Annotated in this window: 5 protein-coding genes; 1 reads left to right on the top strand and 4 read right to left on the bottom strand. The window is 50.5% G+C overall.

Features of this window, described 5'->3' with window-relative positions; translation table 11 throughout:
* Positions 1-95: 95 nt before the first annotated feature.
* The 4 genes from rpoC to Dia5BBH33_RS02170 form a co-directional block, all read right to left on the bottom strand.
* Positions 96-4,232 carry a DNA-directed RNA polymerase subunit beta' gene (gene rpoC / locus Dia5BBH33_RS02185; protein WP_143332291.1) on the bottom strand — a complete coding sequence of 1,379 codons (4,137 nt, stop codon included), beginning with the start codon at positions 4,230-4,232 and terminating at the stop codon, positions 96-98.
* A 23-nt stretch (positions 4,233-4,255) separates the two neighbouring features.
* Positions 4,256-8,029, bottom strand: a complete 3,774-nt coding sequence (rpoB, locus tag Dia5BBH33_RS02180; protein WP_108850915.1) for a DNA-directed RNA polymerase subunit beta — start codon at positions 8,027-8,029, stop codon at positions 4,256-4,258.
* 330 nt (positions 8,030-8,359) lie between these two features.
* Complete coding sequence (locus Dia5BBH33_RS02175) at positions 8,360-9,412, bottom strand: IS30 family transposase (protein WP_108849579.1); 1,053 nt, start codon at positions 9,410-9,412, stop codon at positions 8,360-8,362.
* A gap of 471 nt (positions 9,413-9,883) precedes the next feature.
* On the bottom strand, positions 9,884-13,312 hold the full coding sequence (locus Dia5BBH33_RS02170) for a pyruvate carboxylase (RefSeq protein ID WP_108849986.1): 3,429 nt from the start codon (positions 13,310-13,312) through the stop codon (positions 9,884-9,886).
* 540 nt (positions 13,313-13,852) lie between these two features.
* Between Dia5BBH33_RS02170 and mscL the strand changes: the two genes are divergently transcribed.
* On the top strand, positions 13,853-14,302 hold the full coding sequence (gene mscL, locus Dia5BBH33_RS02165) for a large conductance mechanosensitive channel protein MscL (protein WP_108849987.1): 450 nt from the start codon (positions 13,853-13,855) through the stop codon (positions 14,300-14,302).
* Positions 14,303-14,440: the final 138 nt, after the last annotated feature.

Here is a 14,440-nt window from a genome sequence, read left to right as displayed (position 1 = left end):
GTTCAAGTGAAAAAGATTCCCGCAGGAAATAAATCCGGCGCCTCTTCCGCAATAAAAATACCGCAGCCTTTTGAGCTGCAGTATTTGAGTCATTATTATTCAGCTTTTTCTGCAGGAGCCGGAGGTTCAGCATTGTGAACGACTTTCAGCTTGCGGTAACGGGACATGCCTGTACCGGCAGGAATCAGCTTGCCGATGATGACGTTTTCCTTCAGACCGAGGAGTGGATCTTCCTTGCCCTTGATAGCGGCTTCGGTAAGAACGCGGGTCGTTTCCTGGAAGGATGCGGCGGAGAGAAAGGAGTCGGTAGCAAGAGCTGCCTTTGTCGTGCCGAGGAGCAGGTTGATGCCCTGGGACGGTTTCTTTCCTTCGTCTTCCAGACGTCCGTTCATGCCGCGGTATGCGACAATGTCGACGACTTCGCCCGGGAGCCAGCCAGAATCGCCCGGTTCGATGATCTTGATCTTACGGAGCATCTGGTGAGCGATGACTTCGATGTGCTTATCGTTGATTTCAACGCCCTGGCTGCGGTAAACCTTCTGGACTTCGTTGACGATGTAATCCTGAGTAGCCTGGACACCCAGTACTTCGAGGATATCGTGCGGGTTGATGTTGCCTTCGAAAAGACGTGTGCCAGCTTCGATGTGCTGTCCATCCTGGACAATGATCTTCTTGGCAACCGGGATCTTTTCGCTTTCGGACTGTTCATCGTTGGAGATCGTGATAATCTTGACGTTCGGGTTATCTTCAGCACTTGTAATGGATACAGTACCGCTGATCTTGGAGATGATAGCATTGCCCTTCGGCTTACGTGCTTCGAACAATTCTTCGACACGTGGAAGACCCTGTGTAATATCTTCTGCGGAAGCAACGCCGCCGGTATGGAATGTACGCATGGTCAGCTGTGTACCTGGTTCGCCGATGGACTGAGCGGCAATGATGCCGACAGCTTCGCCGATTTCTACGTGACGGCCTGTTGCCAGGTTTCTGCCGTAGCACTTAGCGCAGACGCCGTGTGCAGAGTGGCAGGTCAGCATAGAGCGGATCTTCAGTCTGTCATAGTACTTTTCAATTTCAGAAGCCTGTTCGTCAGTGATTTCCACATTCTTCTTAGCGATGATTTCGCCAGTCTGCGGGTTCACGACATCTTCCAGCGGGCAGCGTCCGGAGATGCGGTCTGCCAGAGATTCGATCAGGCGGTTGTTTTCTTCGATCTTCATGACTTCGACGCCTTCACATTCATCCATGCGTACACGGATGACCGGAACGTCAGCGGCCAGAATCTTTTCAGCAGCATCAGCATCAATGACGGTGCCTGCTGTAAGAACAACATTTCCGCTGCGGTCAAGAGCGTCTTCTTCAAGAGCCTTGCCTGCGAAATGAACGGTCAGGTGATGACGCATAGCGTGATCATATTCCTTGACAGCTTCAGCGGTGCCGAGGTCGAATGTCTTCGTTTCCGGTTCAGCATCAGCGCTTGGAATAACGACAGTGACGGATTCAACCAGATGGCGGTTCAGGAGGGTGACATCGTCAGCATCGAGGGTCTTGCCCTTGACGAGGAGGATTTCACCGCTTCTGCGGTCGATGATGTCTTCATCGAGTACGGATCCGAGGAGTGTCGGTTTCAGGCCGAGAATGGTGTTCTTTACATCCGGACGGGATGCGAGGATGCCTTCTTCACGGTCGAAGTTCAGTACCTGTACGTCGCAGTCTTCTTCGCGGACGATGACGTCCTGGGAGACATCGACGAGACGGCGGGTCAAGTAACCGGAGTCTGCTGTACGCAGTGCGGTATCGGCCAGACCCTTGCGGGCGCCGTGGGAAGATGTGAAGTAATCCAGTACGGTCAGACCTTCACGGAAGTTTGCCTTAACTGGCAGTTCAACGGTCTTACCGGATGTATCGGCGATCAGGCCGCGCATGCCGGCCAGCTGTCTGATCTGGTTGTCGTTACCACGGGCGCCGGACTGTGCCATCATGGTCAGCGGGTTGAACTTTCTCATGGAGCTCTTCATAGCAGCGCCGACTTCGTCGGTCTTTGCACTCCAGATTTCGACGACTCTTCTGTATCTTTCGTCGTCGGTCATGAGGCCGCGTCTGAAGTATCTCTTGATCTGTTCTACCTTTTCATCGCCGTCTTCGAGGATTCCATCCTTTTCAGGCGGAACGGCTACGTCGTAGATGCCGATGGAAATACCGGATACGAGAGCGTAATGGAAGCCGAGGGACTTGACGGAGTCAAGCAGATCGCCGGTTGCCTTGAAGCCGAGCTTCTTGAAGCAGTCGTTGACGAGCTTGCCCATCTGCTTCTTGCCGATGGTGACGCCGAGGCCGTTGTTGACAACTTCGGTGACATTGCCGTTTTCGTCGACTCTCTTTTCATGACGCTTGTAGAAATAACGGAGTTCTCTCGGGATCGCATAGTTGAAAATCAGGCGGCCCGGGGTAGAAATGACAAGATCGGAATCATCATCGTTGAATCCGTCCGGACGGTCTTCCTTCGGGATGTGAACTTTGATGAAATCATGGATGCGGATTTCGTGCAGTGCATAAGCCAGCATGACTTCGTCATAACCAGTGTAAGCATGCAGATGGGAGGTATCCATCTCATCTTCAGCCTTCTTCCATTCCTTGGCAGGATCGAAGGAAGCATCCGGATGAGCAGCTTTTTCTTCCGGCGTGAAGTCGACTTTGTTGTCTGCTGCTGTTTCCACGATGGTCAGGTAATAGGATCCGAGGATCATATCCTGAGAAGGAATAGCAACCGGCTTGCCGTCTTTTGTCGAAAGGATGTTATTGATGGAAAGCATCAGCGTTCTTGCTTCGGCCTGTGCTTCTACGGACAGCGGCAGATGGCATGCCATCTGGTCACCGTCGAAGTCGGCGTTGTAGCCCGGACATACGAGCGGATGCAGTTTGATTGCACGGCCTTCCCAGAGGATCGGTTCAAATGCCTGGATACCGAGTCTGTGAAGTGTAGGAGCGCGGTTCAGGAGAACCGGGTGTTCCTTGATAACGTCGCCAAGGACATCCCAGACTTCAGGAGCGAGCTTGTCGACTTTCTTGCGGGCAGCTTTCAGGTTGATGACGATGCCTCTCTTGATCAGTTCATGCATGATGAATGGCTTGAAGAGTTCGATTGCCATTTCCTTCGGCAGACCGCACTGGTACATTTTCAGTTCAGGACCTACGACGATAACGGAACGTCCGGAATAGTCGACACGTTTACCAAGCAGGTTCTGACGGAAACGGCCCTGTTTGCCCTTCAGCATATCGGAGAGGGATTTCAGCGGTCTGTTTCCCGGGCCGGATACGGCTCTGCCGCGGCGGCCGTTATCGATCAGCGCATCGACTGCTTCCTGCAGCATACGCTTTTCGTTTCTGATGATGATTTCCGGAGCACCGAGTTCCAGAAGTCTCTTCAGACGGTTGTTTCTGTTGATGACTCTGCGGTAGAGATCATTCAGGTCGGAGGTAGCGAAACGGCCGCCATCGAGCTGAACCATCGGGCGCAGATCCGGAGGAATGACCGGAAGAACGGTCAGGATCATCCATTCAGGCTTGTTGCCGGAATGAAGGAATGCTTCGACTTCTTCCAGACGGCGGATGCATTTTACCTTGCGCTGGCCGCTGCCTTCTTCGATTTCCTTCTTCAGGGCTTTTTCGAGAGCCGGCAGATCCAGTTCCTTCAGAAGGTACTGGATAGCTTCAGCGCCCATCTGAGCCTTGAATGAGCCTTTGCCGTAAGTAGCAACGGCAGTCTGGTATTCAGTTTCGTTCAGGACCTGTTTCTTGGAGAGGTTGGTGTCTCCCGGATCCAGGACGATGTAAGCTGCGAAATAGAGAACTCTTTCCAGCTGACGCGGAGCGATTTCAAGGATCAATCCGATACGGGACGGGGTACCCTTGAAATACCAGATATGAGAAACGGGGCATGCCAGGGCAATGTGGCCCATTCTTTCACGGCGAACCTTGGAGCTCGTTACTTCGACACCGCACTTGTCGCAGATGGTGCCTTTATAACGCATCTTCTTATATTTGCCGCATTTGCATTCCCAATCCTTTGTCGGTCCGAAAATTTTCTCGCAGAAGAGACCATCGGTTTCAGCCTTCAGGGTTCTGTAGTTAATCGTTTCCGGTTTCGTTACTTCGCCGTGGGACCATTCGAGGATCTTTTCCGGAGAAGCGATGCCGATTTTCATGGAATCAAATTCGTTTACATCTAACAATTGTGTACCGCTCCTTTCCGGACTTATTCGTCACGGTCATCGTCGTGACCGGAATCGCCATTGAGTTCTTCTTCATTAAATCCTGCTTCTTCATAAGCGGGAGCTGTGACTTCAGCTTCAAGGGCATCGTTGAAGGATGCTACATCATCATGGAGGGATTCAGCCGGAGCGCCCGTCATGGAAGATTCCATGGCATTTCTGGATTCGGTGACAGCAGTGTCGCCTTCCATAGCTTCCTTGACTTCATCTCTGTGCCAGCGTTCTCCGCCGCCGTAACCCTGTTCCATATCTTCTTCGTCGAGTTCCTTCAGAACGACTTCGTCGCCATTTTCGTTCAGGATGCGGACATCCAGGCCGATGGACTGAAGTTCTTTCATGAGAACCTTGAAGGATTCCGGAACGCCCGGGCTCGGGATGTCTTCGCCCTTGAAGATCTTTTCATATGCCTTGACACGGCCGATGACATCATCGGACTTGACGGTCAGGATTTCCTGCAGTGTGTAAGCTGCGCCGTAAGCTTCGAGTGCCCAGACTTCCATTTCGCCGAAGCGCTGGCCGCCGAACTGAGCCTTGCCGCCCAGTGGCTGCTGGGTAACGAGGGAGTATGGACCAGTGGAACGAGCATGAATCTTGTCATCAACGAGGTGATGGAGCTTCAGCATGTATTTCCAGCCGATGGTGACCTGGTTGTCCAGTTTTTCACCGGTACGGCCGTCATAAAGATCAGTCTTTGCATTAGCCGGCAGGCCAGCTGCTTTCAGTGTTGCTGCGAGGTCTTCATCGCGGCAGCCGTCGAATACCGGGGTTGCGATATGGATACCGGATTCGGTCGGTTCAGGCATGCCATACTGATCGAAATCATATCCGCAGTCGCGCAGACGCTGTTCCATGATCTTGTACTGAGCCGGATCCTTCAGTGCTTCGTGAATTTCTTCGCCGAGCATGTGGCAGGCCCAGGACAGGTGGATTTCCAGAATCTGTCCGATGTTCATTCGGGATGGTACGCCCAGCGGGTTCAGAACCAGGTCGACAGGACGACCGTCTGGTGTGAACGGCATATCTTCGACTGGAAGAATTCTGGAGCATACGCACTTGTTGCCGTGACGGCCGGCCATCTTGTCGCCTTCACGGATCTTACGTTTCTGAGCAATGTATACGCGGACGAGCTTGTTGACGCCAGGAGCCAGTTCATCGCCGTTTTCACGGGTAAAGACTTTGACATCGACAACCTTGCCGAATTCACCATGCGGAACACGCAGGGATGTATCGCGGACTTCTCTTTCCTTGTCGCCGAAAATAGCGCGGAGGAGTCTTTCTTCAGGAGTCAGTTCGGTTTCGCCCTTCGGGGTGACCTTGCCGACCAGAATATCGCCAGGACGAACATCAGCACCGATCATGATGATGCCGTTTTCGTCGAGGTATTTGACAGCGTCTTCAGAAACAGAAGACAGCTGGCGGGTAATTTCTTCTGCGCCCAGCTTGGTGTCTCTTGCATCGCATTCGTATTCTTCAATATGGATGGAGGTGTAGAGATCGTCCTTGCAGAGACGTTCGGAGATCAGAACGGCGTCTTCGTGGTTGTACCCTTCCCAGGATACGAACGCAACGAGCACGTTGTGGCCGAGGGCCAGTTCGCCGCCGTCTGTTGCCATGCCGTCAGCCAGTGTGGAACCAACTTCAACACGGTCGCCCTTGAATACTACCGGACGCTGGTTGATGCAGGTGGACTGGTTGGAACGCATGAATTTAATGAGATCGTAGGTATCGAGCTCGCCATTGTCAGCGCGGACAATGATCTGACGACCGGTGACTCTTTCAACAGTGCCGCCTCTCTTGGCGAGGATGCAGACACCGGAGTCCTGGCCGGCTACCCATTCCATACCGGTTCCGACGAGCGGAGCTTCCGGACGGAGCAGCGGAACTGCCTGACGCTGCATGTTAGCACCCATCAGTGCGCGGTTCGTATCATCATGTTCGAGGAATGGAATCAGGGATGTGCCGATGGAAACGACCTGTTTCGGGGATACGTCCATCAAGTCGACTTCGTCTGGTTCAGCTTCGAGCACGTCAGCGCCGCGGCGGCTGGCTACGTTCTTATGAACGAAATAACCTTCTGCATCCAGCGGTTCACTGGCCTGCGCGATGATCTTGTCTTCTTCGATATCAGCGGTTACGTACTTGCATTCGTTCGTAACCTTTCCATCAACGATCTGACGGTACGGCGTTTCGATCAGGCCGTATTTATTGATGATCCCGTAGTTGGACAGCGAGGAAATCAGACCGATGTTCGGGCCTTCAGGCGTTTCTACCGGGCACATGCGTCCATAGTGGGAATAATGAACGTCGCGGACTTCGAACCCTGCGCGTTCACGGGACAGACCGCCAGGTCCCAATGCGGACAGACGGCGTTTATGAGTCAGTTCTGCCAGCGGGTTAGTCTGGTCCATGAACTGGGACAGCTGGGAACTTCCGAAGAATTCCTTGATAGCTGCAACAACAGGACGGATGTTGACAAGAGCCTGCGGGGTCATCTTGTCCTGATCCTGGGTGGTCATTCTTTCACGAACGACTCTTTCCATACGGGTCAGGCCGATGCGGAACTGGTTCTGCAGCAGTTCGCCTACGCAGCGTACGCGGCGGTTGCCGAGATGGTCGATATCATCGCTCTTGCCATAGCCCTGCATCATGTTCAGCAGGTAATCGATGCATGCGATGATGTCGCAGTTTTCCAGTGTACGGAAGTTATCTTCACGGTTGCCGGAAGAGCAGATCACCTTGACCGGTGTTCCGTCATCCTTCTGGGTCATGATTTCAACCTGGCCGTTGCCGTTGAATACTCCGCTTTCTTCAATTTTTGCAATAGCTTCATCATCAATGATGCTGTTTGCTTCAATGACGACTTCGCCGGTTTCCATGTTGACGATCGGGCCTTCAGTCTTGTGGCCGAGGAGACGGTTTCTCCAGGACAGCTTCTTGTTCAGCTTGTAACGGCCAACCTTAGCCAGATCATAGCGCCGCGGGTCAAAGAAGAAATTGTGCAGCAGTGTAGCGCCGCTTTCTTCTGTTGCCGGTTCGCCCGGGCGAAGCTTGTGGTAAATTTCAATCAGAGCGGACTTTCTGTCCGTTGTGCTGTCTTTTTCCAGCGTCTTTTCGATGTGGATGTCGTGATCGAATAATTCAAGGATTTCTTCATTGGTGGAGTATCCGAGAACACGGATCAGGACAGTAACCGGCATCTTGCGGTTGCGGTCGATACGAACGGAAAGAGAACCAGACGGATCCGATTCAAGTTCAATCCAGGCACCGCGGTTCGGGATCAGCTGTGCGGAATAGATTTCCTTATCAAAGGCATCTCTTTCCTTCTTGTAGTAGACGCCCGGGGAACGGACGAGCTGGGAGACGATTACACGTTCCGCACCGTTGATGATAAACGTGCCCGTATCCGTCATGACTGGGAAATCCCCCATGAACAGATCATGTTCCTTCAATTCGCCGGTTTCTTTGTTTTCCAGACGGACCTTGACGTACAGAGGTGCAGAATAGTTCACATCTTTCGCCTTGCACTGCTCAATATTGTATTTGCCCTGACCGAAATAATAATCGCCGAAATGAAGTGCCCACTTGTGTGCACTATCCTCAATCGGGGAGATATCTGCAAATACATCTTTGAGACCCTCTCTGCAGAACCATTCATAGGACTTTGTCTGCAGATCGAGCAAATGTGGCATCTTCAGGACTTCCTGCGATCTGGCATAGGTGTATCTCTTCTTCTTGCCAACCTGCACAGGTCTGAACATCTTGCTTTTGGGCATTCCTCGCCTCACCCTTTCATTTCAAACACTCAATTCGCGCTTATTCGGAAAAAATAAGCAAGGGCCACAGAAATTCATGTACCTTGCTATTCTCCTATAAGACTCTTGACTATTTACTATATACAAATAAGAACCGTTGCAAAGTTAAATTTTACTATAAAAGACATAAAATTGCAACCTTTCGATTCTTAAATAGTATCGAGAAAACTTGAATAATGAGCTTAAATTATTTTCTTTTATAAAAATGTTTTTTCTTGCTATTGAATTTATCTTTATACCCGAATTGCAATAATAAGTTGAACACCCGGCGAACCTTTATGCAGTAAGTGCTGCAAGCATTTCTTCCCTAAAGCACTCCTCGGGTGTCTTATAGCCGAGTATTTTTCTTGGCAGGGTGTTGGCCCAGCACTCTACTCTGGAAATGTGTTCCACTGGGTAATCCTGGATTTTCTTCCCTTTGGGAAGAAATCGACGGAATAAGCCGTTGTGATTCTCATTCGTACCTTTGTCGCCGGAGCAGTACGGATGCGCATAATAGATCCGTGTGTGACTTAGTTTCTCTAGCTCCGACAGGCTGGAAAACTCACTGCCATTGTCTGTCGTAATGCTGAGGAACACTCGGCTGAAACAGCCGCGGAACATTCCATCCTTCAATTTTCTGAAGGCTGCTATTACAGAGGCACTTTCCTTGTTGGGCAGTTTTCTGATGAGGGAACAGCGTGTCTTGCGCTCAACCAGAGTCAGCAGTACTTCGTCCTTTGAGCGAGATCCCAGTACAAGGTCACACTCCCAATGCCCGAAATCCTGACGCTCATCCACAGAAGGATCGCGCTCATCTATACTGCGTCCGAACTTCTTCTTACGCTCACGAACCCGCTTCCTGGCGTTTTTTCGCTTGACGCGCAAGGGCAGGTCAATACTCTTGATTTTTCCTAGGAGCCCCAGCGTGACATAGTTGTACAGGGTTTTCGTACAGACCATCTCGCCACGTTGAAATTCTCCCGTAACCAGTGCCCTGCCAAAGCAGGCATCGAGCGACCAGTGATGTTCCTGAAGTCTCTTCTGCACATAGTCGAGGAATGCTCCCTTTGCTATGGCGTCGCATTTGCGACCACAGTTTTCGCGATGCGCCTCATAGGTGCTTTGCCCGTCTGCTGCGCGATAGCGTTCCACCTTGCCGTTATAGCAAAGAACCTTGCCACGCTTCACCTCGTTGCGTACCGTATTGACACAGCACCCAATCTCACGGGCTATGCTCCGATACGATTGCTTGTCGCGGAGACGCGTTTGGATAATGACTCGTTCCTCAAAAGTTAAATGAGCCCCTTTTTTGCGTAACGTATCCGTGGTAAAATGATTTTGATCCATAGCGATTCTCCTTTGTGGTTGTGTTTTTTGTGTAACTACATTTTACCACAAGGGTTCGCTATGGATTTTTAAGTGTTCAACTTAATTATACAATCCGCCATTTATCTTTATACTTAATTTTCTCTTGACAAATTCAATTTGAAATGTTCTAGCTCATTTTAGCATTCAAACTGTCAAAACGCAAGATACTATATTGACTTTGAACCGGCATTTCCAAAGAAAAATGATGGAGGAAATATAAAAAGACATCCCCTCTTTCAAAAGAGCTCATGCCCTCCTTTTTGGCATTATAAATAGTAAAAGATATAAGCGATGCGGATCCGTGTTCGCTCTTCTGTCTTCACACCTTTCTTTTTCATTTCTATTCTTCACGGCGATTGCTTCCTTTATTCTTATATACTTATAGCCATAACAAAAAGGCTGCGAGATGCGTAATTGCATTTCACAGCCTTTTCACTTGAATGTTTATTCTTATTCAATAATCATGAGCAGATCGCCGGATTCGATTCTCTGGCCTGCTTTGACACGGATTTCGCTGATGATGCCGTCGATCGGAGCGGTGATGGTGGTTTCCATCTTCATGGCTTCGGTAACAACGATCGGGTCGCCTTTCTTGACGGAGGCGCCTTTTTCAACGAGGAGTTTGACGACGGAGCCGGAGAGGGTTGCGCCTACTTCGCCTGGAACATCCTTATCGGCTTTCTGGGAGGAAGCGCTTGCTTCTGCGACGTGCTTGTCGTGGATCTTGATTTCGCGCGGCATGCCGTTCAGTTCGAACTGGAGCTCGCGGTTGCCTTCTGCGTCCGGTTTTGTGATGTTGTTCAGACGGAGGAGCAGCATCTTGCCTTCTTCGACGTTGACGCAGATTTCTTCGCCCGGTTTCATGCCGAAGAAGAATGTCGGTGTGTCGAGGATGGAGAGGTCGCCGTACTTATGGTAACGTTCCATGTAGTCGGAGAATACTTTCGGGTAGATGCAGTAGGAGGATACGTCTTCTTCCCTGGTCGGGAGGCGTTTTTCCTTCATTTCAAATTTGACTTTTTCGAAGTCTACATCAGCCGGATGGCTTTCAAGGTGCGGTTTGGCTCCGCGAAGGATGATGTTCTGGAGTTTTTCCGGGAATCCGCCGTACGGAATGCCGAGCTTGCCGTCGAAGAAATCAACAACGGACTGCGGGAAATCGAGTGCTGCGCCCTTTTCATAGATGTCTTCTTCGGTCAGGTTGTTCTGAACCATGAAGAGTGTCATATCGCCGACAACTTTGGAGGACGGTGTAACTTTGATGATATCGCCGAAGAGCATGTTGACTCTTGCATACATGCGGCAGACTTCCGGCCAGCGTTCGCCGAGGCCTACAGCGGTTGCCTGCTGGCGCAGGTTGCTGAACTGTCCGCCAGGCATTTCATGCTGGTAGAGTGTGGTGTTCGGGCTGCACATCTTGGAATCGACGCCTGCATAGTACGGGCGTACTCCCTGCCAGTAACGATCGATGGTTTCGAGTGCATCGATATCCAGGTGCGGCTGGCGCGGGTTATCCTGCAGCGCATAGTACATGGATGTCATGGACGGCTGGCTTGTGCCGCCGGAAAGAGCGCCTGTTGCGACGTCGACGATATCTACGCCGGCATCGACGGCCTTTGCATAAGAGTAGAGCGTGCATCCGCCGCCTTCATGGCTGTGGAGGTGGATCGGAAGGTCTACTGCATCCTTCAGTGCGGAAATCAGGGCATAAGAAGCTTCCGGTTTGAGGAGGCCTGCCATATCTTTGATAGCAATGATGTTTGCGCCGGCTTTTTCCATTTCCTTGGCGAGATCCGTATAGTACTTCAGGGAGTACTTCTGACGGTTCGGATCCATGATATCGCCGGTGTAGCAGAAGCATGCTTCTGCGAGCTTGCCTTTCTTTCTGACTTCATCGATGGAGACGGTCATGTGGTTCAGTTGGTTCAGGCAGTCGAATACGCGGAATACGTCGACGCCTGCATCAGCAGCCTGGTCGATGAAGTGACGGACAACATTTTCCGGATAGTTCGTATATCCGACCGTGTTGGCGCCGCGTATCAGCATCTGGAAGAGAATGTTCGGAGCTGCTTCTCTCATCTGGCGCAGTCTGTCCCAAGGGCTTTCATCGAGGAAACGGTAAGCTACGTCGAATGTAGCGCCGCCCCAGTTTTCAAAGGAGAAAAGCTGCGGTACATGGACAGCGGTGTAATGGATGGCGTTCATGATATCATGCGTTCTTACGCGGGTAGCGAGCAGAGACTGGTGCGCATCTCTGTAGGTGGTATCCATGAACATGACTTCCTTGCGGTCCATGACCCATTTAGCGAATTTTTCCGGTCCCAGTTCATCAAGGAGCTGGCGGGTGCCCTTCGGTGCAGTTTCATGAGAAGCATCGAGCACCGGAGCAGGAGCGAAGTCCGGTTTGTCCTGATGGCCTGCGCCTGCATAGCCATTGACCGTGATATCGCCGATGTAGGTCAGAAGTCTTGTGCCTCTGTCGGAAACGGTATCCGGTTCCTGCAGCAGCCATGGGTTTCTGTCGATGTAGTTGACGTCGCAGAGACCTTCCTGGAAATCGCGGGTACGGAGCATATTCTGCAGGAAGTAAATATTTGTCTTGACGCCTGAAATGCGGAATTCATCCAGGCAGCGGAGCATTTTGTGAATCGTGTCCTTTGCATGGAGGGAATGCGCGGTGACTTTTACGAGGAGGGAATCATAATACGGCGTAATGACTGCGCCTGTATATGCGGTGCCGGCATCGAGACGGATGCCCGGGCCGCCGCCGGAACGGTATGCAATGATCTTGCCTGTGTCCGGCATGAAGTTGTTCTGCGGATCTTCGGTCGTAATACGACACTGGATGGCAACGCCCTTGAACCAGATTTCACTCTGCTTGCCGATGCCGATTTCCGGACTTTCCAGAGAGTAGCCTTCTGCAATCAGGATCTGTGTCTTTACGATATCGACGTCCGTGATCATTTCAGTGACGGTATGTTCTACCTGTACACGCGGATTGACTTCGATGAAGTAGAAATGCTTTTCATCCTGGTCGACGAGGAATTCAACAGTGCCTGCATTGACATAATTGACATTCTTCATCAGTTTGACAGCTGCTTCATTGATCTTGTCGCGCAGGCTCTGCGGAAGAGACCATGCAGGAGCCATTTCAATGACCTTCTGATGACGGCGCTGGATGGAGCAGTCTCTTTCGAAAAGATGAACGACATGGCCGTGTTCATCACCAAGAATCTGGACTTCGATGTGCTTCGGGTTCATGATGCATTTTTCTACATAGACTTCATCATCACCGAATGCCATCTTCGCTTCGGAACGAGCGCGGTTGTACGCTTCTTCCAGATCTTCCATCCTGTCGACATTACGCATGCCGCGTCCGCCGCCGCCATTGACAGCTTTGATCATGACAGGCAGACCGTACTTCTCAGCAAATTCCTTGACTTCAGAGAAATCATGGACAGCGCCCTTGGTACCCGGAATCATCGGGATGCCTGCTTTTTCAGCCTGGATGCGGGCATTGACCTTGTCGCCGAACATGATGAGGTGTTCTACGTGCGGTCCGATGAATGTAATGCCTTCTTCTTCGCAGCGCTGAGCCAGTTTCGCATTTTCAGCAAGGAAGCCGTAGCCCGGATGGACAGCATCTACATTGTGTTCCTTGCAGATGCGGATGATATCTTCAATATCCAGGTAAGCATCGACCGGCTTATCGCCAGCGCCTACCAGGTATGCTTCATCAGCGCGGTTTCTGTGCAGGGACAGAATATCTTCCTTGGAATAAATGGCTACCGTGCGGATGCCAAGTTCCCTGCAGGCTCGGAACGCTCGAATGGCGATTTCGCCTCTGTTTGCTACCAATACTTTGCGTATATGTTTCATAGAGTCCTCCCTCGTGATCAACAAAAGGCAGAGCCGTCCATTCCTCCGGACGGCCTGCTGTGCACCGGTTGATCTTTCACTCCTTTTGTGCACGGCTTATGTTCACATTTTACCCACTCAAAACGCTAAATTCAATAGCCTGTGATAAATTGGTATTAATTTCCATTTTAATAAATAATATATATGAAAATAATATTTAGTGTTCAATATGAATTGATGCATTTTTATGGATATGCATTTATGGATTGCGTGATTCATAAGTTACAATAAATCGTTTCAACCTTTTGAGGCGGTTTTACAAGACATCTTATCCTGATTTATCCATTGCCCTCCACCCTCATTCACATTATTTTCTAATAAATAATAACTTTCGTGTTGAAAATTTGTCAACTTATGCGTTTTTTATTGTACTTCATAAAAATAACTAAAAACTTGTTCGAATTTTTTCAATTTTTCTATTACTATGTTGTAAAAAAGTATGCTACAATAAATTTAACAATATCAATGCGCTCTAGAAGAGTGAAAGGAGATGTTTCCCTCATGGGTATGCTCAAAGAATTTAAGGAGTTCGCACTCCGCGGCAATGTAGTCGATATGGCTGTCGGCGTTGTTATTGGTGCCGCTTTCGGGAAAATCGTTTCGTCCTTGGTGACAAACGTGATTATGCCGCCAATCGGCTATCTTCTGGGAGGGATTGATTTCTCCAATCTCTTCATCCCGCTGAGCTCGATTCCGGTTTCCACCGTAGCAGAAGCAAAGGAACTTGGCGTTCCGGTCATCGCTTATGGCGAATTCATTAATTCCGTCATTGACTTCCTGATCGTTGCATTCGTTATTTTCCTCATCATCAAGCAGATGAATCACTTCTTCCCGAAGGCTCCGGCCAAGGAAGTCCGCAAGTGCCCGTTCTGCCGCGAAGCTATCGCTGACGATGCTACCCGCTGCCCGCACTGCACCGCTGTCATTGATGATGCAGCAGCTGCAAAATAATTGAAACATTGAAACCGCCCAGGCCAGGGCGGTTTTTTCCTGCAGTTCATACAATCAATACAATAAAAAAAGATGATCCACTTCCAGAGATCATCTTTTTTTATTGCCGCATCCTCCGTCCCCCCACTTGACTTATCG

The organism is Dialister hominis, assembly GCF_007164725.1.
Classification (GTDB): Bacteria; Bacillota; Negativicutes; order Veillonellales; family Dialisteraceae; genus Dialister; species Dialister hominis.
Note: the sequence above shows the minus strand (reverse complement) of the source record. Positions and strands in the feature narration are given on the sequence as shown.